This window comes from Prosthecobacter fusiformis, from assembly GCF_004364345.1.
GTDB classification, from domain to species: domain Bacteria; phylum Verrucomicrobiota; class Verrucomicrobiia; order Verrucomicrobiales; family Verrucomicrobiaceae; genus Prosthecobacter; species Prosthecobacter fusiformis.
This window is the reverse complement of the sequence record NZ_SOCA01000006.1, coordinates 253097-279792: the sequence shown is the minus strand read 5'-3', so window position 1 is coordinate 279792 and position 26696 is coordinate 253097. Positions and strand designations below refer to the sequence as shown.

Sequence of the window (26696 nt, the reverse complement as noted above, 5' to 3'; positions counted from 1 at the left end):
GGCCAGTTGGACGCACCGTCCACCACCACAGGCTCGATCTTCTTGCCGAGCACACCGCCCTTGGCGTTGATCTCATCGAAAGTAAAAAGCAGGATGTCGCGAAGCGACGTTTCACTGATGGCCATCGTGCCGCTCAGTGAGTGCAGGATGCCGACCTTGACAGTCTCCTCGGCATGCAGGGATGACAGGTTGCTGGCCATGGCCAGGGCAGGAAAAAGGAGGGAAAGAAATTGGTTTCTTTTCATGACGTTGCTAAAGGAATTGAGAGAGGCGCTGAAAGAACAGGAAGCAGGCGGAAAACCGGTTTCCGCCTGCCTTGGAGATGGATTAAAACACGACAGTGATACCGGCGCTGCCCATGACGAAACCTTCATCAGGGTTGCCAGGGATCACGAGATCGTTGGTGTAGTAGTAGGTCGCACCGATGCTGGCAGTGATGGCCTTGGTAAGAGGGATCGAAGCCGTGACACCAGCAGAAGCGAAGCCGAGACCGGCCTGGCCACCATGGAAGTTTTTCGTGTCATAAGACACGGCCACAGGGAAGGACAGGGACACTGGGCCCATGCTGCAACCAGGAGCGATACCGACCTGAGCGACGATGCCGTCATCAAAGCCGACAGACTCCAGGAATTCACCACCGTCTGGACGGCTGTGGATCAGGAAGTATGGGTTCAGGAAGTGTGTGTAGGAGATCTTGAAATCAACGATCTGCTCGGTGCTTTCAGAATACATCCAGTCCTGATAAAGGAGGGTGAATTTCCAGTCGCCGGCCGCGTAGCTGATACCAGCCCACACGTCCACTTCCTGGATGCGGTTACCGATGTCGGAAACAGCGTTGTCATTCACATCCCACCAGCTGCCGAGGATGAAGGAGAAACCGCCGCCCAGATTGAAGTTGAGTTCAATGGAAGGGTGGAAAAGAGGATCCTGCCAGGACTGGCCTGCGGCCCAGACATCCTGACCGTAGGAGACGAAGTGGGTGTCCACCATCAGCGACAGACTGCCGGTGATGAAGGGAGCTTCGGGTTCCACAATCGGTTCCGGAGCTTTGCCGGATGGCGTGCCAGCCTGTGTTTGCCCGGCCGTCAGGAGTGCTGCGGCAGAGAGTACTGCGAGCAGGGAACTGCGCAGCAGACTTTGATAAGGGAGTATCAATTTCATCGTATGGTGTGTTGTTTGGGTATTGATGGATTTTGCCATCTGTTCTGGCAGCACGCTCGCCTAACAAAAAGCGATCAACCGCAGGACAGTCAGCGGTGATGCATTCAGCACCCCATATGCCAGCGCCCTGCCCCAGGGCGGCTTGGGCTCTAAAGGACCAGTGCCGGGGGTTTTAGGGCCCCTATTAGTCTGAACATCCTATTCTTGACACCTTTGGCTCATACCCTACCATATCCCCCGGGCTTGTGGCCTGGAGAATGCTTTTGGGCTGCCTCAGTGAACTGGCTAACTACAATTGTCGATAAACTCTCCCGCATCATGGACGGGATAGCCTCGCTTGGCCTGGCCGATAGGTCCGTGCAAAGTGAGATACTCAAGCAGGTGCTCATCGCTAACAGCATCTGTTTCGCCACCTGGGTCTGCTGGGAGAGCGAAACCAAAAAGGCCCAGGAATCCCAGCTCAGCACCAAAGCCATCTCCACCCGCTACATCCGCCGCAGCCAGCGCTTCGATGAAGACATGGATTTCCTGGAGGAACCCTGCCCTCTTCCACCGCCCGGCGACTGGCAGCCCATGATGGACCAGCGCATGCCCAAGGCCAAGATCAGCCTGCGTGCCCAGTCCTTCGATGACGGCTGGCGCCTCCTTGTCGGCGCATCCGCCACCATCATTTCTGAAAATGGAGACACTGGCTCCTTCGGCATAGATCTCGCCCTCAACGAACTGGCGGAGGAAGCCATCCAGCGCCCTTCCCGTCAAAATCTGGAGATGATCGCCACCATCGAAAAAACACTCAGTGGGGCCATGCTGATCATCAATTCATCCCACCGCCTCATCGGAGCCACCCTGCAGGCCATTGAGACAGCGGAAAAACTCCTCACCATCCCGCTTAAACGTGGAGACCTCCTCTCAGGCCCCCTCCTATCCTACCTGGAAAACATTCCCTCGGGAACCTCGCAGTTACCCTGCAACCAGGATCTGGAAATCAACGGCATCATGCTCACCACCTGGCTCGTTCCACTCGCGGGCAAAGGCCACCGCCTCTTCTTCATCAAGCCAAAATTACCCTCCGCTGCCGAGACTGCATCCACCGCCTCACTCTCACGCCGTGAGCTTGAAGTACTGAAATGCCTCGCCGAAGGCAAGTCCAATGACGAGATAGCCACAGCGCTCTCCATCAGCCCAAACACCGTCAAGAATCACCTCGATCGCGTGTTTAAAAAACTCAATGTCACCAATCGCTTCGCAGCTGCCATTGCCAGCATGAAGAGTATTTGAGCCGGGCAGGTCGCATGCTCCGTGGGAAACTGGAGCATCAAAAGCTGGTATATCCGGCGCCAAAGCCTCCGAAATGGAGGCGCTTTCAATTGGCACACCCCAGGGATTGTTGCTTGCCGCGAGAGGCAAGCCCGTGCTCAATAGGCATAGACAGCCACATCTCATACTATGCCAGCCAAAGCCCCTCTCAAAAAAAAGTCCGGGAAAAAGCCCGGCAAGGAAAAGGCCAAGGTCGCTCCCGTCATTGAACTGAAATCCCTTCCCTTCTGGATCGGTTTCGATCTTGGCGGCACCAAGATGCTCGCCTGCGTGCTGGATAAAGATTACAACCTCCTCGGCAGCGCACGCAAATCCACCAACGGTTCTGATGGCGCCATCAAAGGCCGCAAGAAAATCGTCACCGTCATCCACGAGGCCATCGCCGCCGCCGGGGTGGATCCCACTGGCCTCCAGGGCATCGGCATTGGCTGCCCTGGCTTGGTGAATACAGAAAAAGGCATCCTACTCAGCGCTCCAAACCTGGGCTGGAACAACATGGGCCTGAGTGGCATCCTCAAGACCGCCTTCAAAAAACCCGTCGCCGTCCTCAATGACGTGGATGCAGGCACCTTTGGCGAGTACAAGCTCGGCTCCGGCAAGGGCTCACGCTCCCTCCTCGGCATCTTCCCCGGCACAGGAGTAGGCTCCGGCTTTGTGTATGATGGAAAGCTCGTCATGGGCCGCCATGTTTCCGCCATGGAACTGGGCATGATTTACATGCCTGGCACCCACCTCGGCAGCCCCATCCCCGGGGCCGTGCTCTTGGAGGACATGACCAGCCGCCTCGCCATTGCCTCCCAGGCAGGCATCGCTTGTTATCGCGGCCAGTTGCCGGAGCTCGATAAAAAGACGCGTGGAAATCTGCGCGATATCCGCAGCAAAGCCCTTTCCGCTGCTTATACCTCCGGGGAGCAAGCCGCCATCACCATCTTCCGCAACAGCATCACCTACCTGGGCATGGGCATCGCCACCGTGGTCAATCTCCTCGCCCCAGACCGCATCACCCTCGGTGGAGGTCTGGTGGAGGAAATGCCCCAGCTCTACCTCACTGCCCTCAAGGAGGAAGTGGATCGTTACGCCCTTCCCGGTCTCACCAAAGGCATTCGATACTCCCTGGCTACCCTCGGCGGCAGTGCAGTCGCCATCGGCAGTGTCGCATGGCTCAGGGATCAAAAGGGACCCTCTGCATAAACCCTCCCTTTGTGCGCCTAACCAGCGATTCATCATCCCAGAGCATCCGCTCCCGCCCAACGGATTTTCCGCCCACCTCCTTCAGCAACAATGTCAGACCTGCCCGCTCCGCCATCCACTGAGCACGCCATCATTTACGTCGGTGCCGCCTCCCTCTCCCTGATCATCGGCACCCGCACTGAATCCGGCTCCTTCAGCCTCCTCGAGCATCTCGACAAACCACTCCCCATTGCTCGGGACATCTTCCGGCTCGGCACCATCACCCGCTCCACCGTGGAGCAGGCCGCAGGCATCCTGAAGGACTACCTCCTCACCGTCCGTGAATACGGACTCCCTCTGGCCAACGTCCGCCTTTATAACACCAACATCCTTTCAGAGGCGGCCAATCACGAAATTTTCCTCAATCGGCTCCAGGTCACCACAGGACTCATCGCCCGCCTCATTGACGATGGCGACATGACCCGCCTCGTCTATCAGATCGGCCTGCGAATGCTGAAAAAAAACCCTTCTTTGCGCGAGGGGCACACCTTCATTTCCCACATCGGCCCTGGCAATACCCGCGCCCTTTATTTCAATAACGGCCGCCTCTCCGCTTATAGCAACTATCGGTTAGGCATCTACCGCGCCCGTGAAGCCGTCGCTGGTGCAGATGGCGAGGCCGCCCAGCATCTCACCCACTTGGAGGAGCACATCCGTGGCGTCGTGGACCACCTCGCACAGGACTACTCCGGTTATAAAATCGATAACCATGTCGCCATCGGTGCCGAGATCCAAAGTGTCGCTGCAGAGCTTGCACCCGCCAAACAAGGAGCCTTTCGCATCACGGAGACCGAATTAGAACGTTTCACTGAAAAGCTCGCCCAGTTGAATCCCGATGAACTCGTGCGCAAACTGCACGTCCATTATACCGGGGGTGAAGGCATCGTCCCCGCCCTCCAGACCAATCTCGCCCTCGCCCGACGTTTTGGAGATGAGGCTCTCTGGATCCCCGAAGGGGACTTCCAGCGCGAGCTCATGCTGGACCTCATGACCGCCAGCCCTCACACGGCAAATTTCCAGGATGAAGTCGTCCAGGCCGCCTGTGAAATTGGCGTTCGTTATAAGACCGACCGCAAGCACGCCGACCACGTCGCCACCTTCGCCCAGCAGCTTTTCCGGGAGCTTCAGCACCTCCATGCCCTGGATAGCAAATACGAGCTCGTACTCCGTGTCGCCGCCGTCCTCCATGAAGTCGGCATGTTCATCAGCCCGCGTGAGCATCACAAGCACAGCCTTTATATACTTCTCCAGACCGAGATTTTCGGCCTCAGTACCTCCGACCGCGAAATGGTCGCCCTCCTGGCCCGTTATCACCGCCGCTACAATCCCGAGCCCAATCACCAGACCTTCTCCGACCTCACCCGGGAGGAACGCATGGTCGTCTTCAAACTCGCCGCCATCCTCCGCACGGCCGATGCCCTGGACCGCACCCATGCCCAGCGCATCAAGACCATCCAGCTCCGCACCGAAGGTAGCCGCCTCCTTATCCTCACCCCCGGCGTCGATGACACCACGGTCGAGCAGATCGCCATCAACTCCAAGTGCGACCTCTTCCGGGAAATTTATGGCTATGATATCCTACTAACCAAAGGCTGAATCCACGGCTGAGCATAACACCGCATGAATGGTCTATCCCAAGCCAGCATTGAAAAAATGCCACTTGGCCCAAGTCACCCCCCTTCCCCCTTGTCCGTCCACATGCCCGACCGGAAATTAACCGCACCCGCATGGTTTTGTCGGATCACAAAGCGGGCACTCACAGCCCGAAAGCCCGGCCCCTGGCAGTTCAGCTTCTGAGTCAGGCAGCTAAAATCCACATCCGTCCCCAGATGGGGAAAACCCTCCCCACGCCCAAACGCCTCATATTCAACCTTTCACGACCCAAAATCCCCAAATGGGGAAAATTTTAAACTCTTCCCCATCCCCATCTTCGGCCTCACCGGCCCACTCTTGTATCACTTCAAACCACAGCCTGGGCCATGAACGTTGCTTGCACGCCCAGGCCCCTGCCCCAATCATACGCCATGTCCCTGCCCCGGCCCGCCTCGATTTTTACTGACGAACACTTCCTTAACCGTGAACTGAGCTGGCTGGCCTTCAATGAGCGCGTATTGGCCGAAGCCGACCGTGCTGAGTTGCCTGTGCTGGAAAGAATAAAATTCCTGGCCATCACCGCCTCCAACCTGGATGAATTTTTCATGGTTCGCGTAGGTGCACTTCAATTGCTCCGGGAGCAGGGCCGTCGGGTGAAGGATCATGCTGGCCTCACCCCCACCCAGCAGTGGGACCAGATTCAAAACCGCGCCACCGCCTTCGTCGCCCGCCAGTATGACATCCTGCAAAAGGATCTGCTGCCCATGCTGCGGGAAAAAGGCATCCGCCGCCTCATGCCAGGCGACCTCACACCCGCACAGCGCATGCATCTGGAGGCCTATTTCATTGAGCATATCTTCCCTGTGCTCTCACCCATCGCCCTGGATGACGATGCACCGCGCATCTCAGTGCCAGCCCTCCAGATCGCCCTTCTTTGCACCGTGCAGTCTGAGGCCGAAGGCAAGACCACTCGCCGCCTAGTTCTTTTTACTCTGCCGTCTAACCTTTCCCGCCATGTTCTCGTACCTGAAGTGGAAAGCGGCATCCATGCTTACCTGAACCTTGAGGACCTGCTCTCCCTTTTCCTCCACCTTTATTTCCCTTCGGAAAAAGTCACCGCCAGCGCCCGTTTCCGCATCAGCAGGAATTCCGACATTGCCGTGGATGACGAAAGCGCATCCGATCTCGCCAGCGAGATGGAGGACGTCCTCGAAGCCCGTCTGCAAAGCGCCACCATTCGCATCGAGATCGAGCATGGTGCCCCACGGGATCTGATCAAATCCATCCGTGATCTCTGCGGCGGCAAAGGTGCCCAGATCTATACCATCCCTGGGGAACTGGACCTGCGCGCCTATTTTGTCATCGCTGGCCTATCCGGTTTTGAGGAACTGAAAGTCGTACCTTGGGATAGCCAAGCATCACCACAGATTGGACCTGGAGAAAGCATGTTTGAGGCGATCAAGCGCGGCGACATCCTCCTCCACCATCCCTATGAAAGCTTCGATCCCGTCCTCCATCTCATAGAGGAAGCGGCGGCAGATCCGGACGTCATCGCCATCAAACAAATCCTCTACCGCACCGCTAAAAACAGCCGCATCATCAGCGCCCTCATTCGCGCAGCCGAAGCTGGCAAGCACGTCACCGTCCTTGTAGAGCTCAAAGCCCGCTTTGATGAAGCCCGCAATCTCGAACGTGCTGAAGACCTGCTGAATGCCGGTGCCCAAATTATTTATGGTGTTCGCGGACTGAAGACCCATGCCAAAATCTGCCTCGTCATGCGCCGGGAGGCCGGGCACCTCGTGCGCTACATGCACTTCGGTACCGGCAATTACAATGAGGCCACGTCCAGGCTCTATACAGACATCAGCTACCTGACCTGCCGCCAAAGCTATGGCAGCGACGCCAGCGCCTTCTTCAATACTGTCACCGGTCGTTCACGCTTCGTTCACTTTGAGCGCATCTCCATGGCCCCCTTTGGTCTTCGTGAGCGCCTGCTCACCATGATCCATAGTGAGACCGAACGCGCCCGCCAGGGAGAAGAAGCCGAGATCATGCTGAAGATGAACGCCCTCGAAGACCGCAAGATGATCGAGGCACTCTATGAAGCTTCCCAGGCCGGAGTCAAAGTGCGCTTAAACGTGCGCGGCATCTGCTGTCTGCGTCCTGGGGTCAAAGGCCTGAGCGAAAACATCAGTGTCCTTAGCATCATTGATCGCTACCTGGAACACGCCCGCATCTACCACTTCCGCCAGGGTGGCCGACCTGTCATCTTCATCTCCAGCGCAGACTTCATGAACCGCAACCTCTCCAAACGGGTAGAGCTGCTTGTGCCGGTGGAGGAGAAAGAAGCCAAAAAACGTCTCACTCAAATCTTGGAGACCCATTTTGCCGATACTTCCCGTGGCCGCATCCTCAAATCCGACGGCACCTGGATCCTCCCCGCCGCCGCCAAAGGCCAACGCTCCCAGGAAGTCTTTGCCAAAGAAGCCATCAAGCGCCTCCGCCAGCGCAATCAAGCCCCCGATGTACTTGTCCCCCACGTTCCGAAAGTCTGAGCAGCCAGCCCGTCGCTGCATGTGAAGGAGCTTTTGTAGCGAGGCCCGCAAAATAAAAAGCCACCTGTCTTCACAGGTGGCTTTTTTGTTGAGGTTATACCTGGTGGTTAAGGCAGGGGCTCGAAGACAAAGCGTCCAGAATAGAAGGGAGACGTTTTATCCGTGGTGCCAGCAGTAGCATTCGGCAATTGCGGCAGCAGGAAGTATCCCACTCCCACCAACTGGCTGCCGCCGCCTTCCGATTCAGGGATAGGCTCGTTGATGATCACGCCTTCAAACTTGACGGTGCGGGTGATGAAAGCTGTGGCACCAGGACCGAAGCGGGGATTGATATCCTTCACGGTGAAGGAACCTGTAATCAGGCCCGTCTTCGCAGTTGCAGTCAGGGCAGTTTTCACATCCACAGGCTGCTGGTTCTTGAGGACAGTAACTTTACTGCCTTTAAGAACAGCCAAGTCCACATCAGGGTTCTTGGAGACATAAGGCGTAGAAACACCGGTGATGTAGTAGGTCATTCCCAAGTCGCCGCCGCTGTAGAAATCCACCCGTGCATTGTTTTCGGTCACGATGACAGGATCAGGCATGCCCAGCACGACTGTGCCTAGCACCGGCGCATTGTAGCGCCCACCGACAGCCACCACATCCAAAGGCGTAGACACAGGCGCACCATCCACACCGAAACCGGCTCTAAAGGTACGGTCCGTAACTTTAAGGCTGGCCGGGCGCACCCATGTCGCATTGCCGCTGACCGTATTATTGGTGTTTGGAGGATCTGTCTGGTTGGTATTCGGTTTCACGGTGATGCCGAATTGTCCCAGCAAGGAACCGCCCCAAGGTTTGAGGGCCTTATACATGTGCTGGTAAACCGCCACTTCACCCATCGGGCCCACAAAGGTGGTATTCGTGAACACTTCACCATCAGGCATTTTCCCGGCCATCTTGAACTTACCATCCGCAGCCACGGTAAAGGTGGCATAACCTGCGCCGAGAGGGACGTTAGGCGTTCCTGCGTCAACGAGCAGAGGACTGTCTGAACTGAGTCCCAGGGACATGGTATAGTACCCTGCATAGGAGGTAGCTGGCTGGCTGGTAGCCGTAGCCTTGGCGACGAAAATATGGCGCCAGCCATCGAATGCCACCGTGTTATCCCCATCGGTAATCGTCCCTGCATCAAGAGTGTTGTTGGATGGATTCAAGGTGAAGTCCAACTTCAGGTTAGGCGGCACAGGTTTGCCGGTGCGCTTGATATAGGCAGTCCCCTTTGGCGCAGATCCACTCAGATCCAGCATGCCGGAGAAGCTATAAGTCAGCGAACCCAGGAACAGCTTGCCTGTATAGGTGGACTTGGTCGTGACTGTGAGTTCCACACGTCCGCCCAGATTATCTCCGATGGCTGGATGACGATCAACCAGACCCACCCAAACACCAGGGATGGAAGTCGCCAGATCGCTGATGTTGATATAGCCCTTCAGGATTTTCTTGTTGATCTTGTTCGCGATCGTCACCGTCACCAGGTATCCGCCCACCTTGGTGGCCGTAGGCTTGCCAGAAACGACGCCACTGATAGGATCCACTTTAAGACCTGGAGGCAGCCCCGATGCCGTGATTTTGTCAGGCCATGCGGCTGGATTGTCACGCTTGACTGGCAACTGATAATAATAATCCCGGCCGATGAGACCGGAGTTAAAGTTGATCATCCGGTTTGTTGGATCACCCACCAGGAGTGTGTCATCGAAATCAGGAGCGGTGGTAAAGATGCGCAGTTCGTATTCGCAAGCCGTGATGGAGGTGCCATCAGGACCTGTAACTGTGCAGCGGTACACGCCTTCATCCCCGTCATTTTCAAAATCACCAGCCACCACTTTAGTGATTTTCATGATCTTGGCTTTAGAACCTGTGATGTTAGCATCGACACCTGGAACGATGTCCTCCAGGTATTCCTCTACGACGAACTCAGGCTCATCCACGGGTTCTTCTCCACCAGGAGTTTCACCACCAGGTTCTTCGCCATCACCTGGATCCTCTACAGGATCTTCAATGACTGGATCACCCACAGGGTCTTCGACGGGTGGCTCCACTTCCACCAGACGTGTGCGGACGCGGTGCCACTGATAGGTAATGGCTGCCTTTGTGCTGGCTCCTACGACAGCAGTCAGGGTTGCAGTGCCCAGAGCAGGAAGAGGTAAGAAACGCTTGGTGTTGTCCACCACCACCACTTCGGCGGCCAGCTTGATTGGAGCTTTGGTGCTGATGTTGGTGGCTTTCCCAAGGGCATTGGATACTTCCACCACATAAGCGCCACCATCCGTCAGCAGGGCTTCTTGTTTGGTGATGTTAGCTTGGAAAGCGTTAACCTGGATCACATTGTTTTTCTTCCAAACATACGTCAGCAGTGGCAGACCAGTGGCCTGTACACTCATTGGCAAAGGTGTGCCAGCGAGCACCGTCTTGGACGCAGGAGGAATAATGATCTCAGGCAACGGATTTTTCAGATCAAGATTCAAGGCAGCACTGAGCACAAAATTTGTCGGGCCAGGCACAGATGTAACCTTCACAGTGTAGTTACCTTTGTTGATCTCCTGAGCATTGCTAATGTCAATTGTCTTGCTGTTAGGAGCACTAAAGAGCGCGTTATTCCTGCGCCACTCATAGTTAAATGCGCCTTCCCCATCGTGCTCAGCCGTCAGGCGGATGTTCTGCCCCAGATAGGTATCGGCAATGTTTTGGGTAATTGCCACCTGAGTGATCCTATCCCGCACATTAAGGAAAGCCGCACCGCTGATTGAAGTGCCATATTCACTTGTGACCCTCACCGAATACAGCCCCTGGTCTCCCTGAGTCAAGTTGGTCAAAACGAGATCCTCCTGGGTAGCACTAGCGTTAGCTGTAATCGGTTCACCGTCCTTAAACCACTCATAGCTAAAACCATCTTCACCAGGCGGGCCCCCCACGGTAATATTGAAGGTGTGATTTTGACCTTCTTCCTTTTGGACAGTGGCCGTGTTGAAGGCGATGTCAGGAACGTCGTCCACATCGACCATCACCGCAGACTCCGCAGGAGAAAAGGTGATCCCGCCCTCATTGGTCACAGCGACACGATAAAGACCCTTAGTCTGGGAATTAGCCGGGAAATTGTAGGTGCTGGATATTGCCCCCTCCACTGCGACATCATTGAGAATCCACTGATACTTAAGGTTTTCAGGTTTGCCCGTAGTAGTGGCCAAAGCTGTCAGCGTCACCGGAGTATTCAGCGCCAGCTTCCCATTGCCTGCAGGAGTCTTCTGCGGCAACTGAGTAATGATGGGTGCAGCAATGGACTGAACTGCAGTGTCTGCCTCCACCACCATCAAGACGCCCTTGGAATTGAACAGGCTGACATCCCAACGCAAGTTGCCACCCAGAGCAAAAAGGATGAGATCCAAATTAGGAATGTCCGTCTCACCCCCTGTGCGGATTTCGGGACCGACGTTGATACCGCCAGCATTATTCGTGGTGCCACCTGCAAAGAGCCGGATGATGTCCCCGGCCTTTGGAGTATAACCATCCCCTTGCAGGGTGACCTTGGTTCCTGGAATCCAATTGATGGTGCCTGTGGCCAGGACCATATCATGCTGAGCCGAAGTGACCATGTCACCCAAAGCTGAACTGAATTCGTCTGCAAACACTCCATTACGCCAAGTCTCGTAGCTCTCATCCGTAACGGTAAGTGCTCCTGGATTGTTATACGTCGCATTACGGATCTGCATCAAGGTGTTAGAGCCGCTGCTGAAAATGACGTCTCCATTGACGATGAGAGTGCCGATGCTATTTCCCGCTGCATCGCCAGGCTTCAGTGTACCGCCTGAAAGTACCATCAGTTTACCCTGCACAGTGCCTGTTCCTGCCACGGTGCCATTGGCCAGGACACGGGTCATTAAAGTGGCCGCATTTCCGGAGGTCGGCAGCGCGCCGGTATCGCCCATGTTGTTACGTCCCACCTGGAGGATGCCCTGCTCCACCACGGTTGTACCACTGTAATCATTATCCAGAGTAAGTGTAGCCCAGCCCGTGCCAGTTTTAGTCAGGTTCAGGGCTGCGCTTTTTTGCAGCACATTGGTGCCGACTGCAAAGAACTCACTGTTGAGCGTGCCATCCCGGAAGTAGGCATCCCAGCTCGCTTCATAGGTGGACGGTGTGGACTGCGAGATAGAAAGAGTGGCGGCTGTCGCTGAAGCGTTTTCAATAATTTCCGAGCTGCCAAAGGTGGAGGCCGACATGGTTCCTGCATCGCCATAGAACTGCCCATCGCCACCGTAGGTGCTCAGGTTCCCAATCGTCACGTTATTTCCACCAGCCTGAAGGATGGAGTTATAGTTCATCCTCACATCGTTGGCGGCAGTCAGTGCCTTGGCATTGCCCAGGCGCAGGACAGCGGTGGTATCCTGGTTGAAGGCCGTGTTGTCACTGATGCTGACGTCACCTGTCCAGCCGCTGTTATCACCATTGAGCACAGCATAACCAGTGCTGCGGCCATTGGCAGTGTTATTGACGGTGGCGCTATTGGTGACGCTATTGTTAGGAGTAGCATCGGTGTCATCCGTTTGGACAATAAGGTTACCGCTGGTGATGGCACCATCAATAAACCTGCCATTGAAGTTCACATAAGACTGCTCACCGCCTACTGCGGTGTTCACGTCACGAACCAGAAGAATCAGGTTATCATTGAGCGTGATATCGCCGTTGTAATTCACCTTGGTGCCATTAGCGATGCCCTCAATGCCGATACGCTTGGTCTGGGACGGATTGTAGATCACATCAATGTTGTGATTGATGTCAAAGAGCCAGCCCTGCACTGTCTCTTCTATCTGCTGGACAAGGAAATCGGCTGAACCCTGGCGTTCAGTGCTACCCAGAGTGATGCGCTTGCCCGAGGCAGCACCTGTGCCGATGACGTCCGCTTGGTTAGCCGCGTAAACGCTACCCTGTTTGATGATCAGATTCCCCGTCCAGTCTGGAACATTGGAACGGAAATGAAGTTCCCCCTGCCCATCCTTAACGATGTCGCCAGAACCCGTCAAATAACCTCCAGCATTGTTCAGAAGCAGGACTCCGGTCGGGGTCACATCAAAGGTCGTCGTCCCTTTAATGTCCAAAACACCATTGAGGTTAAGCGGACGGCGATTGCCCAAGTTGTAGATGGATCCCATTGTAGATGACAGGGTGGTACTGATATCCAAAAGCCCCCCGTAGGTGAAGGTATTGTTACCTTCAAAGGTGATGTATTCTTCCATGATCCAATCACTCGAACTACCCAGGAAGACTTGAATATTAGTTCCAGAGCGCAGGATGGTTCCATCCGCCCAAGAACGGCTGCTACCCAGGAGTGTGGTCAGGCCAGCAGTATTTGTTGCACTGTCATTCATGAGCACCAGGTTGCCTTCACGCACATCAATCAATGCGTTGAAAGTGGAGTTATTACCCAGCAGGCTCAGTGTACCTGCACCCATTTTCACCAAGTCACCCCGGAAAATTTCCGTAGCCACAATGGATGCCTGCGTCCCGCTGATGCCTTCGCCTATGATCAGATTTCCCGTGGCATTGACCACATCAATCACCCCGCCGCTGCCGCTGAATGTGATGCCGCGCTTACCAAGGCTTTCCACGCCGCCTGTCCAACGGAATGTACCACCGTTGAGTATCAATTGTCCGTTGGTGACGGATGTCGGATTGATCCCCAGCGAAGACGCTTTGGAAATTTCCAGCACTGCACCCGTCACATGAGTGGCCTTGGTGTAAGTGTTATCGCCCGTAAGTTTAACAACTCCAGTCGTGCCAAACTGCTCTGGCGAGGTTGTCATCGGTCCGGCGATGGTCAGCACATTGTCACCTGTAATGATCGAATCGATGGTCAGGGTTCCTTTACCATACTGATGGATCATGATTTCCGGCGTCGCCGTGCTGAGGTTCACAGATGAACCGGACGCAGTCGCATTGGCGGAGATGGTCACGTTGTTACCATCGATGGCAGTAATGAATGCTCCCGAAGGAATCCCAGTGCCGGTGATCGGCATGCCGATACTCAAGTAGGCCGTGGGATTCACCACAACAAGGACCCTGCTGTCTTTGGTCGTGCTGCCGGAGAAGCTGGCCGTATTTGCTGTGATGGAGCCGCCCGTGATGGTCTTGTTAGCCGTCAGGGTATTGCTGCTGACGAGCAAGCCGCCGGCAGAGCCATTGCCAGCCAGGGAAAGCGTGCGTGTGCCCAGATTGATGGTGCTATCCACAGCTGAATCATAACGCAGGGTGGAAAGGACCGTATCTGCACCGAGCGTGCCGCTGAATGCACCGCTGGAAGTCTCCGAAGCATTCATGCCCTTGGTAAATCCGGCCACATCAGTCAAATAGTGTCCCGAGTCACGGATGAAAGCCTTCACCCGGTTGGAGGCAGTACCATCGACGATGGCGAAGTCCAGCGCTTCACGGGACGTCGTGCTGAAGGTAGCCCAAGGAACGATCACATTCTTCTGAACACTTGGAACCAGCGTATTGAAGTTCATGGTGATGATACCATTGGTCTCCTCCACCAGATTGAGGGAGGCCCCCACACCACGGGTCACGTTGGACCGCGTGTTGTTCGTGCTAGCGTTACCCATATTTACCGTCATGGTCGATGTACTACGTCCCTGGGCTGAGATCTCTGTGTTGCTGCCCAAGCGTAGGTTAAGAATGTTGTTGGCCGCACTGGTAGTCGCGTAGTTGGCGGTGCTGTTGGCTGTCGTGCTGGAGAGAGCCCGAACAGCTCCACCTCCAAAAATCGCGTTAGCAGAGCCAACGCGCGCCACATTGGCCCCGCTATGATCCAGGATCAAAGTCCCCCCAGCAATCTCAAAGTTGGACGTCGATGCAGCTCCGGTGGAGTTTTTCAGAACTACGGTGCCACGTCCGGTTTTGATAAAGCTGACCGAAGCGCCAAGAGAAGTGTCCAGGCGCTGGTCAAAAATCACAGTTCCCCCAGCCATAGAATAGAGACGCACGGCTGCTCCTGAGATGGAGAGAGTGCCCGTCGCGGTCGAGTTTCCGTAGTACACTTCACCACTTTCGTTCATACCACCAATGACCTTGAGACCGGAGCCTAAAGTGCTCCAGCTAGCCATGTTGAAGGACTGTCCAGCTCTGGTCAGCAAGAGAGAACTGACCCCATTGTTAATCGCTAGCCCTGTGGTGGAATTGGCAGGTCCTGTGGTCGAAGAGCCCATGACGAAGCCCTGCTGCATGCTGCCGCCGCTCTGTGCGAAAGTGGTGCTGTTAATCAAGTTGCTGGAATTACCATCTGGAATGTTGGCCATGGCCGCATCCGTCCAGAAACCTGTGCCGTCGCGGCCTGCCGCATTGGGATCATAGGTGATGATCAAATTCCCCTGGATGAGCGAGAGACGTCCGACGGCATTGTACTGCTGCTCCATCACATAGTTGGTTTCAGCCGAGCCGGATGCCAGCTCCACCCGCAGCACCTCATTTTCATTAGTGCGCTGGCCACCTATCGTGGACAGCGTGGAGATGGGGTCAGAGATTGGCACCGCTTTGCCATTGACGGTCTTATCACCGAACTGGCCACGGAAAATGAAGTTGTTGCTGCCAGCAGCTTCAAACCGGACGACCCGTGAAGTATTGGCCAACACATCCTGGGAGACAGTGGTGTTTCCGCCCGTGATGTTGCCGTTAATAATTGCAGAGGCTGAATTGTCCGCACGGATGATGGGTGCAAAGAGGGCATGTCCGGCCAGGTCCACATTATCAATGGTGATGTTGGAGAACCAATTGGTCATGTCCGTATCCATCCGCATGATGTATTGGTTGGCCTGAAGCGTCTTCACCAAGATATCCTCATAGGCCGTGGCTGAACCCACCTGGATACCGCCGCCGGCATAGAGATTGCCGTTGCCTTCAATGACCACTCCGTTGCCAGCGCCGCCAGCGCCCAGGGACTGCCGCCCATTGCGCAGGAACAGGTTTCCATTGCTCACGGTCGTGACGCCGGAATAGGTATTGCGTCCGTCCAGGAACACCGGTGAGGAGCCTGTCTTCAAAAGACCGCCGCTGCCTGCGATGACGGAGCGGATTTCCAGATTACCCAGGGCTACAACGCCATCCGTGCTGCGGATCAGAGCATTCTGATTGTTGATGATGGCTTCCCGAGTTCCAAAATTCAGTGTGCCCCCAGCGATAAGGGTATCAAACCCACCTATGTTATTCGTGGTCGTGCTGTTATTCCCTGTGGAGAAGTAAGCACTGCTGATCATCCCAGAATCAATGGTCAGCGTGCCGTCCAAGAGCAATTGCAGGGTATGGGAATCCACCATATCCGTGAGCATGGTGCCATTATGGATGGGGCTGCTTGTTCCGGTGTTGTTGCCCTGATTGTCAGAAAGCGGGCCGAAACGCAGCGAATTAACGGAGGTATTCTCCCGTGCGATGGTGACCGCCTCGTTCAAATTCACATTCTGTCCGACGGACCCATTCAAGGTGTCCAGCAAACCATCCAGAGGTTTGAAATATTCAGAATCATCCAAGGGCCGCAGCACTTTGGTAACCGAATCCCAGGTCATGAAATGAGAGGCGGCGATGGCCTGCTGCAGGCGGCCCTGCCCAAGCAAGTCAGAGGTGCCACCGTTGTTATAAGCCAGAGCGCGTACATCGCTGAGGTATTCATGCGGCATGATGCCGCCGAAAAGTCCGATGATAACCTTTTTGTTAGTGGTGCTCGTTGCATTTCCCACCTGCACGAGGTTTCCGATGGAATTTAGAAGCACATTCACACTTTCAGCCCCACCGGTGCTGCCAAACTTGGATGTCGAATCCAGATTGTTGATTTGCAGGATGGATCCGGCCTGACGGTTGATTTCACCAATGGTGAGGGTCATTGAGGTGTCCGCCCCATCGGTCGGCATCAGATCAATGACGTTTGTGCCACCGAGGAGATTAAGCTTGGCGTCATTGGTCGTGGCCAGAGACTCAGAATTATCGGAAGTACCGCCAAAGATCTTCAACCAGCCCTGCTGAAAATTGATGCTGGCAGCGTCATTGATGCGGTTATTGTTGTTGCCGCCTGTTACAAGACTTTGGGCATTGACGCGATTCGAAGCATTCAGGCGATCCGTATTGTCCAGCGTGATCAGACCCCGACGCTGAAGATTGATGGTCGTCGTCCCGGAAATACTACCATTCGCACCCGATAATGTCAGCCCCCATTCAGAGAAGCCTTCGGCATCCCCCAGTGTCTGGTAGTCAATGCCATTGATGTTTACCAGATTATCCTGCCAGGGCACCAGTGCGGCACCAAAGCGCAGAACATTGAGCGCTCCCGTAAAGTCGTTGTCAGCGGTCAGGCGCAGCTCCTGCAGGCCGGTTTTGGTGAAACCACCTGTTCCACGAATTTGTCCAGTCACGATGAGCTTGGACTGAATGGCACCCGTGAGGTTCCCTTGCGCACCAATTGTCAGCGTGGAATTAGCAGCATCAATGTGGAAGAAATTGCGAGTCGCATCACCCATGCGCTCTGGATCTCCGATAAGTGTCACAGTGCCGCTCAGGTAGGTGCGCGGGTTGGGTATGGTGCCATCTGTACCCAGGTCGATGTAATTGGCCCCGCCTGCAGCCGCAGCCGTGATACCATTCATAGTGATGTTCACACTGTGATCGGTGCCAAAGTTGCGGAAGAAATTGAGGCGGGCACCCACATTTGGCCCCAGGCCGAGTGATGCATTCGTCTGGTCCGCCAGAGTAGCTCCTGTATAGCCGATGAAGACACCGTTGGTCACATTGGCACTGTTAAGGCCTTTAAAGGTGGCTCCGCTGCCTGGCTCCTGGTCGATCCTGAAAGTTCCTTCACTGATGATGATGGAATCTAGTGCACTGGTGAACTTGGGATCACGGAAGGTGACACCTGCACCCGTGGCATCGGCAAAAGTGGAGTTACCCACGATGGTCAGTTTCTTGTTATTGCCATCAATGACAGCTTCCACACGCTGATAGTTACCCGCCAGCAGGGCCCCAGCCGCCACTGTGCTGGTATTCCGGTTGATGTCATAACCGGCAATGACCAGCCTGGAACTGGCCGGTGCCGTCGTGCTGGTGCTCTGTCCATTGACAAAACCACCGCCGCTCATGGTCGCATGGTCATCAAAGATCACCGTTGAGACGGAACCCAGCCCCGTGGTGTTTTTCAAAGCTCCAGTTTCATTGACACCCTTGCCAGCGATGTGAATGATTTCACGATTCGGGTCCTCAACATCTGGGAAATTGATGGCCATGCCGTTGAGATTTAAACTGGCTCCGTCTCTAATTTCTGTCTCATTGCCCAGCCCCACTGCACCCAGGGCGCGAATGTTGCCGAGGCGCAGTTCGCCATCACTGACGATGATCTTGCCAAGGAGAGCTGGATTTACATCGGGAGTAATCACGCCTGCGGACGAGGCCACAGCGCCAGGCAGCGCGTCCTGATACTGGTTGGCACTCAAGATCAGCAAACCATCGCCCTCTTTGGTGAACCCATTCGCCGTCTTGATCATTCCGCTGATTGTCAAGGACTGCCCATTGGCGACATTCATGGCGAAGCCAGCTGCGCTTGTGTTCTGTAAAGTCAGGACGCCGCTGAGAGTGGCCATGAAGTTACGGATCGTACCATCATTGGTCACTTTCAGGGTGGAACCATTTTCAAAAGTGATGCGTTTGGCAGAGGTGATGGCTGCGGCGGAAGTGCCCACCATCTGGATGTCCAGCGCGGTGCCACTGGCAAAGGTGGCCGCACCGCGAACGCTGCCCAGGCTGTTTGAACCACGAATACCCAGTGTGCCGCCATCCACATAAATATCGCCCACCCAGTCCAGGGATGACCCCGTCAAAACCAGGGTGGATGTGTTCGTGGCTGCGAGACGCAGTTCGCCACCACCATTCATCGCGCCGATGAAACTTGTATGGGCGGCATTTGCGACGTTGATACGTAAGAGAGTGCCATCCGCCATACCAATCGTATTACCCGTAGCGACTCCGCCAAGCTGGGGAGTGGAAGGAGAGCCAACAACTGTGGTGCCATCACCCAACTGAAGGGTGCCCTGCTGAATGGTGATGCGGCCAGTGAGGGTATTCGCCCGGGTCAGGACAAGGGTTCCTTTCCCTGTCTTGGTCAGCGCCTGACCAGTCGTGCCGCTGTTATTGGTCAAAGGGACATCCAGCACCAGATCTCCAGAACCATAGTGATGGATAACCGTATCCAGCGCGGAGTTTGAGACTGACCTGCGCAGGGAGCCAGCCGTACCTTTGATGACGATTTTATCGGTCACGTTTGGGGTGACCAAAATGCCACCCGACTGCAAATTCAAGATACCGGCCAAGGTCAATGTATTAACACCGCCCGTAACATTCGTATTGAAGCGGATGGTATTGGTGCTGGCATTTGCAAGCACATTGGTATCAGCCGCTGTAATGTTGGTATTGACGCCGCTCGCAAAGGTGGTGCCATAGGCAGTGTAAGCCACGATGGAACCGGAACTCACCGTTGCCCAATCCGTCTGGCCAACCGTGGCATAGGCGGTGCTCGCAGTCGTGCTGCCGGAAATAGTAGCGGAGAGTAGGCCACCCGTGGAAACGTTCGTGGATGTGGTCGTGGCAATACCGCCCGCGCCAAAATCAATCGTGCCATAACTGTTGAGTGCTGATGCATAATTGCGAGTGATCGCACCCATTTGCAGAACAGAGGTGGCTCCCACGCCTTCGCGGATCACGCGGTTGGCTCCATTGTTGATTGTTGTTGCAGAAACAACTTCAACGTGACTGCCGCCGGAGAGAGCCAACGTGCCACCCGCAAAGGCGACCTGAGCACTTTGGCCGCCGACGTCGTTGTCAGCCCCTAGGCTGAGAGTATTGCCTGTCGTGGATATACCGCTGAAGCCGAGCTCTAAAACCTGACCATTGGCCAGCTTGCTTGTATTGGAGGTAGCATAATCGAGCACCACTTTGCCGCCTGAAATGCTGGTAATGCCTGTGTAAGTGTTTTCACCGCTCATTGTCAGGGTGCCTCGGCCATATTTGACAAGTCTGCCCGACCCCAAGGAGCCAGTGATGCCACTGAGGATGGTCAAGGAATCAGCCGCAGCCACAATGCCCACCCGCAGGCTGGAATTGGTGCCTGACAGGCTAAAACCACCGGACCATGTACTCTGACCACCCTCTGCCACGAGAACCCCGTTGGTCGTGGTATTGGTCAGATTATTGTCCATGTTGAGGGAGCCGCGCAGCAGCAGACCCGCATTGGCAGAACCACCGGCCAGCGTGACGCTGCTATTCCCCAGGGCATTGGCATTGGTAATCGCCAAGGTGCCGTTGGCAATGGTGGTGACACCGCTGTAGTTACTGTTTGCATTGGTCAGCAGCCACATGCCTGCATCCGACTTTGTGAGGGAGGTGATGCCGGTGGCTGAGCTGTCATTGATCTGAAGGTCAAAACGGTTTTCAGCAATGGTAGTACCGCGGAGTCCTAAAGTACGGCTGCTGGCAGGGTCCAGGAATTCAAAGGCATCGGTAGCGGTCCAGTGAAGAACAGGCGCAAAGTCTCCAAAAATTTGACCCTCTGCCCAGATGGCACCTGCACCTGTCCCTGCACCCAGAGTGAAGAGTCGATCCGTGTCCTGGCTAGTCGATCCCTGCCAGCGCAGACCGCCACCGCCTGTAGCGGAACTCATAATGAGATTGGAAGCCGCGCTGGTGGATGAGCCGATGCCGCTGGCCTCACCGCCATCCGCCAAGTGCTGCACGTTGATACGGACGAGTGCTGCATTCGAACCATTGGTGATGATGCGAGTGACACCGGTGTAGTCATTAAGATTTGTCAGATACGAATCTCTACCTGTGGTGTCATTATTAGTGCGGGTAAAACCACCGCCTCCTGTGATGAAGCCGTTGTAAACCTGGGTCGAAGACCGGACCGTCAAGGTCTTCCCATCCGCCAGTTCCACGGTCGTGCCGTAAGCACCCGCCAAGCCACCAATCGTTTCAGATTCCAGGATCCTCAGGGTAGCCCCACCAACGGCTGAGCTGTCCGAGCCTTGATTACTGAGTGTCACCAGACCGTTATCAAAAACCGCATAACCGCCATCCAGTTCCAGGATACCACGGGCAATCTGCGTTGTACCTTCATACAAATTTGGGGCAGCGACGGTCCCATTCAGACGCCACCGGCCTGAGCCTTCCTTGATGACGCCCACCGTATCACTAGTGCCTGTGGTAGCAGTGTCCTGGATCACACCATTAATGGTGTTTGCACCGGTATTCGTGCCGTCCAAAATCCAGCTACGGTTACCGCTGGCTCCTGATTGGAACTCACCATTAAAGACCAGCACCTTAGTGCCATTGTTGATCAGTTGAGCGCTGCCTTCTAGAGTCGTGGAGCTGAAATTTTGACGGAAGGTGATGTTGCTGCCAAAGACAGTTGTCAACGAGTCCTGATTATCGTTAAAAAGAATAGTTCCTGTTGCCTCCAGGGGAGTGTCAATGGCACTCAAAGTATCCAAGCCCGAGAAAATATCAAAACGGCGGGCATCGAAGTTATTGGATCCCATAATGACAGTACGTGTGGCAGTAAGATCACCAAATACACTTGAAGTCCCCGTGCCATCACCCAATTGGCCAGCCAGCTCCAGCACTCCTAAGTTAACCGTTACGCTGCCACTGAAATCATTAAATCGGTTCGTAAGTTTCCAATGTCCATGGCCATACATGTCATTATTGCCACCTGAAGGGTGGGCATTGACATTCAGGTTAAGAACACCACTCCCTTCGAGTATCCCACCATTGACGGTGTTACCAGTAGTCTGGCCATGAAGATAGAGTGTTTTTGTACCTGTTCCGGCATTGATAATGTCCCCGTTCAGGATAAGCGCGCCTTTACCGCTACCCGCAATGCGTACGTTGCCACTCGTGCTTAGGAGATTGATGACGCGATTCGTCGCCTGGCCTTCACCGATATACTCCAGCCGGGAATCAATACTTGCGGAGTCCAAACCGCTTGGACCTATGTTGATGGCAGAACCCATTCCCAGTGAACTGACTTCTCCGCTATTGGAAAGGTTATTGACACGCACCGTCGAGGTCACAACAGTTGGAACCCCGTTTGTCCCTGCTGTGTTTGCAGCACCAATAAAGGCATCCGAAGCCAGCTCATTGTCACCAAAAAAGCCATGCCAGGATGTCGATGCCGGGGCAATGATGAGCGTGCCCTCACCCGTAATGCGGCCGAAGTTGGATAGGGTGCCGCTATCATCCATCGTCAGCGTGCTGCCGTTGGTGATGTTAAGGACGGAACCCTTTTGGCCCAGGACGAGGCCGACAGTATCATTCTGATTAAATTGAAGCTGAGCCCCGCGCCCGATGTACATGTCCACATCATTATTAAGGCCCGCCGAACTGTCCACGACGACAGTTCCCCGCTTCACAAAGTTTATTCCCGAAAAAGTACTGTTATCCCTGAGTGTGATTGTACCAGCACTCTTGAAGGTATAAGCCCCCCCTCCAGATAGCACCCCCCAAATTTCTTGATTCAAAGCACTGTCCGTATTCGCGAAAGAGATGAAGCCGTTGTTCACAATATTCATACGGTTCGATTCCCCGTTGTTAAGAATACCGCTAATCGTCAGCTTACCGCCTGCGTCAGATTGCAGAATCGAACGCTGAGCTCCCCCTGCATGAGCCCCGGCATTAATGGTGCCTGAAAGATTGAGAGACCCAAGACTCTGCCGGATGAAGCTTGCACTCCTTGCAAAATCTAGAACGGGGTTCAAAAAGATGGTGTTCGCCAGAGTGCTGCTCTTTAATTTGTTGAAGGCGAGGGTGGCAGCACCATTGGGTGTGCCTGTGTTTGAACCCGAATCAATATGGATGTCGCCCGTCCCCACACTGCCAGTATAAGTATCCGCCCCGACACGCAATACCGCACCCAGCTTGGGGAGCACCATGGTGGAATTCATCCCACCTACGATTGTTTTACCCGTATAATCATTGTCAGCCGTCAAATAGACGGTGTTACGAACCTGGTAAAAATTACCCGCCCCAGTAATCTTGGCCCCGAATACAAGATGAGCATTACTGGTCGCTGTGACCACATTGCTTGTGCTCGCTTCTGTATTAATAACTCCACGACCAAGTGATCCAAGAGTAAAAACGGTGCTGACCGGATCTCCTTCATTCACCTGCATGCCGATTTGAAATGTCGTATTTTCATCCACATTCACATTGCCAATCTCATTGGAGCTGTTGGTCAAAATCACCCGTCCACCGATACCATTGGAACTCACGCTCAAAGTAGCGCCCGGAAGAGTTCTGACCTGCCCAGAAATAATGAGCGGAGCTGTACTGCCAGCCTGCACCGTGCTCGTGTTTTTGAGAATTAAAGCCCCCGAAAGTTCAGATTTAGTCGCCGTGGCCGAAGAAAGAGTGCCACCCTTTAAAACCACGGTTTCCCCAATGGTTCTCCCGCGAATCTCCAGATTCCCTCCAGCGGAAACACTGGTCAATCCATCCACCGAACCCAGGGCATTGTTGCTGTTCACGGACAGCTTACCGCTCAATATCTGTGTTGTGCCCGTGTAGTTGCTATTGCCTCCGGATAAAGTTATTCCCCCAGTACCTGTCGTGTTGTTACGAACAACCCCAGTACCGGTGATGTCCATCCCCAAAGCATAATCAACACTGCTTTGATTGAAAGAAAGATAACCGTAATTAAGAACCGGCAAGTCACTGTTTCCCAAGTTTCCTGAAGCTTGATTGTCCCCCTCCAATTGAAGAACACCTCCCCAAATGCTGGTCTGCCCAGAATAAGTGTTACTATTGGCCAGGATCAACTTACCTTGCCCTGTTTTGGTCAATCGAGTGGCCCCTCCCGCAGTAGTGCCAGGCACGTTTCCGATAGGTGCCTCAATAATGAGTGAACCCTGAGTGTTGTGCTGATGAATGATAAGCTCTCTCCAGACATTGTAATTGGAAAAGCCTTCTCCTCCTGTAAGGATAGATCCTGAAATCGAGGCAATAGTGACATCTTGATCACCTACTAGCGGCGTCACCAAAATGCCCCCTGATTGAATGTCAGCATGGGAACCATCAATGTAAAATTTGAACTCTTCATTATCAGTAGGAGCCTCATTAAATCGTAAAGAACCCACTTTTCCGGTAATGGGGTTCTCAAGGGCATACGCTTTGGTCACGTCCAAATGACCGTCCTGTATGGGCGTCGAGGCATAATCTGTAATATAATCTGTAAACGCCACAACCTTGCCATTAGTGTCGCGTGCGGCCCAGCTTACCACGGGATTTCCATCGCCATCCACAGCATGGTAGGTGGCATATCCGCCCAATATGCCGCTCGGTAAAGCAGCACTGCCAACAGTAACTGCGGCACCGCGAATTTGCAACACACCACCGCCTGATCCAGCAAGCTGTCCGCTGGGACGGGTCAGCGTGTCACGGGTGAGCGAATTGAAATGAAGTTTGGAAGCCGAATCCCCCAACTGGGTTGAAATGGTGGTCGTCCCACTGCCAATGGTCACCGCAGACACATTTTGGCCAGGGCTGGTGCCGCTGATGAAAATGCTACCCCCATTCAATAACAGAGGTGATGTATCAGGAATAAGATTGGGGCTTGTTCCCCCCGTACCATAATCCAGGTAGAGGGCAGACCCCATGCTCAATGTGGTGGCACCATTGTACGCCTGGGCTGTCTTCAATAAGAGACTAGCACCCGAGCCGAGAGTAAGGCCTCCGTCTCCAGTGATCGTCCCCGACCAAGGGTTGGATGCCACACCGCCAACTGGCGCCGAACGAAGAGTCAAAGTCCGTCCAGATTCCACAGTCACAAGACCATTACCCGAAAGGGAACCGACAGTGTCAGATTGCTTAACGATGAGTTCAGCCCCGTTCGCCACAGTCACATGCACCCGGTCCCCGAGAGTTCCAATGGTTCCATTGAGCGTCACCTTGCCACCCTTCACATTGAAGGAACCCGTCTGCGTGGTGTTGCTGTTCCCTGTCAATATCCAGCCGCCAGGCTGCGTGGTGTCAATCGTGGCCAGAACATCAATCGTACCATTTCCTTGAAAATTACCTCCATAACTCAGGGACTTGCCTGTAAGAGTATTGATCGAAAGTTTGCCGTTATTGAGCAGGACACTCTGTGTGCCAGCCGAGCCGCTGCTGGTAAGTGAAGAGAGAGTCTGGCTGCCGCCATTTAAATCAAAAAAAGCACTGCTACCCGCTCCTGTGGCTGCAAGTTCTAGAGCAGTGGTGCCAGGTAGATGACCATATCCACTGCTGGATAACGATCCCACGCCCGAACTAATCCCGTATGCCCCCAACCGGATCATGCTGGTCGTATTATTCGCTACAGCCTGAATCGTAGTAGCCCCCAAATAGTCACTATCTCCAAAAAGTTCCAGGACATTATTTCCCGCTTTCACAAAGCTGCCTCCTCCTGTGAGGACTCCCCCAAAAGAAGCATTCGCCAGCGTATTCTCCAATCTTAGCTCCATGTCTTCAGCCACACTGATGCTCCCACCCGTGGCACCGATGTAGTTCCCGGAAAGTGCACCCAAGGTACCATTGCTAAAGCTGGTCATGGCTCCACGGCCACCGCCCTGCATGCTGGCAATGGTCTCGTTATTGTTGAACACAAGACTGGCACCCGACTTATTACTCACTAGCACTTTCGCAGCGCTATTCAGCCCCTCAATACCAGTGATGCTCAGTGTCCCTGAATCCACACGGACAGTACCGCTCAATGAATCCGCAAAATCGCTTTCCCAGGTCATTGTACCATTGCCTTCTTTAATGAACGCCGAGGCCGCGTCCCCCTTGATGTTTCCGCGAAAAAAGGTGTCACTGTTATTCCCGCCGACGGCCAGATGTACACTCGTGTTTCCACTTGTCAGATTAACGGTAGCCCCATTACCAGTCGTCGTCGTAGTCGCCAGGGAGCCAATGCGTTCAAAAAGCGTGTGAGCGACCCGGTTATTGGCAAAGTCCAGTGTTGTAGGCACATCATTGGCCATGATCACCGAGGTATTGTTGCCGATCAAATCCTGCATCCAGGTGCGGCCATTGGCGCTCACGCCACCCAATTGCACAGAACCACCCTGAATGGTAAAATTTCCTGCCAAACTGGTGTTTCCAAAAACAACCGCCCTGCCGACTCCCGTCTTCGTCCAGTTCGTACGCGCCACGGTATCATCGGCCACTTCTCCCACAGATTCAAAAGTCAATGGTATGCTCGTTTGGGTAGTGACTTGCAAATTAACGAGGATCTGATTTCCACTCAAGACCTGGGTGATGTAAAGGCCTGAAGGAAATCCATTACCCGTCACCGTCATTCCCGGACGCAAAGTAGCGGTTGGATTATCCCCATTCAACTGGATGACACGGGTGTTCTCATGAGTTACCGCCGTATAGGTCTGCCCATATCCCTGGAGCGACCAGGACAGATTGCACAGCAGCATTAAAGCGATCACCGGCAACCGCAACCGGCGGCGCATCATGTGCATCATCTGCTCGGAAAGCGTCTGCGCAAAAAGGGTTTTTTTCATAACTGTAGCGGGTAAATTCTTTGAAATTTCTCATGCCAGGGCAACTGGCTGACCAAGGCTAGAAAAGCCAGGTCGGAGAAACTTAACTGGTTGATTGACAATAGATTGCGGCTTTTGAAATGCCCCTGCCTGATGCCGAGACAATGCCATGTCACGTCGATAAAGACGCGTTAATGACCTGCAAAGGTTGGTTGGAGGCAGGAAATTCACCGATTAATAGATTATTACTATGTAATCACAA

At 54.4% G+C, this 26696-nt stretch carries 7 protein-coding genes; 4 read left to right on the top strand and 3 right to left on the bottom strand.

From position 1 onward, the window contains the following. Window positions 1-200: transporter substrate-binding protein (locus EI77_RS16260; RefSeq protein WP_345778280.1), on the bottom strand; the 200-nt coding region annotated here is incomplete at its 3' end. A 127-nt stretch (window positions 201-327) separates the two neighbouring features. Beyond that, a complete protein-coding gene (locus EI77_RS16255; RefSeq protein WP_133796348.1) occupies window positions 328-1161 on the bottom strand; it encodes a hypothetical protein in 834 nt (277 codons plus the stop codon). A gap of 276 nt (window positions 1162-1437) precedes the next feature. Here EI77_RS16255 and EI77_RS16250 point away from each other — a divergent pair, with 276 nt between their 5' ends. The 4 genes from EI77_RS16250 (at window position 1438) to ppk1 (ending at window position 7856) form a co-directional block, all read left to right on the top strand. Next, window positions 1438-2439: a response regulator transcription factor gene (locus tag EI77_RS16250; RefSeq protein ID WP_133796347.1), complete on the top strand. Its 1002-nt coding sequence runs from the start codon at window positions 1438-1440 to the stop codon at window positions 2437-2439. Between the two features lie 168 nt (window positions 2440-2607). Then, complete coding sequence (locus tag EI77_RS16245; RefSeq protein ID WP_133796346.1) at window positions 2608-3669, top strand: ROK family protein; 1062 nt, start codon at window positions 2608-2610, stop codon at window positions 3667-3669. Window positions 3670-3759: 90 nt separating this feature from the next. Next, a complete protein-coding gene (locus tag EI77_RS16240) occupies window positions 3760-5304 on the top strand; it encodes a Ppx/GppA phosphatase family protein (protein ID WP_133796345.1) in 1545 nt (514 codons plus the stop codon). Window positions 5305-5732: 428 nt separating this feature from the next. Continuing rightward, window positions 5733-7856 (top strand): polyphosphate kinase 1, encoded by a 2124-nt coding sequence (gene ppk1, locus EI77_RS16235; protein ID WP_166647299.1) that lies wholly within the window; start codon window positions 5733-5735, stop codon window positions 7854-7856. A gap of 107 nt (window positions 7857-7963) precedes the next feature. Here ppk1 and EI77_RS16230 read toward each other — a convergent pair whose 3' ends face one another. Continuing rightward, complete coding sequence (locus tag EI77_RS16230) at window positions 7964-26455, bottom strand: autotransporter-associated beta strand repeat-containing protein (protein ID WP_133796343.1); 18492 nt, start codon at window positions 26453-26455, stop codon at window positions 7964-7966. Window positions 26456-26696 lie beyond the last annotated feature (241 nt).

Excerpts from the sequence above, each read along its gene's own strand:
- EI77_RS16240 (WP_133796345.1), top strand. The coding sequence starts at position 3,760 with ATGTCAGACCTGCCCGCTCCGCCATCCACTGAGCACGCCATCATTTAC.
- EI77_RS16230 (WP_133796343.1), bottom strand. The coding sequence starts at position 26,455 with ATGAAAAAAACCCTTTTTGCGCAGACGCTTTCCGAGCAGATGATGCAC.
- EI77_RS16245 (WP_133796346.1), top strand. The coding sequence starts at position 2,608 with ATGCCAGCCAAAGCCCCTCTCAAAAAAAAGTCCGGGAAAAAGCCCGGC.
- EI77_RS16255 (WP_133796348.1), bottom strand. The coding sequence starts at position 1,161 with ATGAAATTGATACTCCCTTATCAAAGTCTGCTGCGCAGTTCCCTGCTC.
- ppk1 (WP_166647299.1), top strand. The coding sequence starts at position 5,733 with ATGTCCCTGCCCCGGCCCGCCTCGATTTTTACTGACGAACACTTCCTT.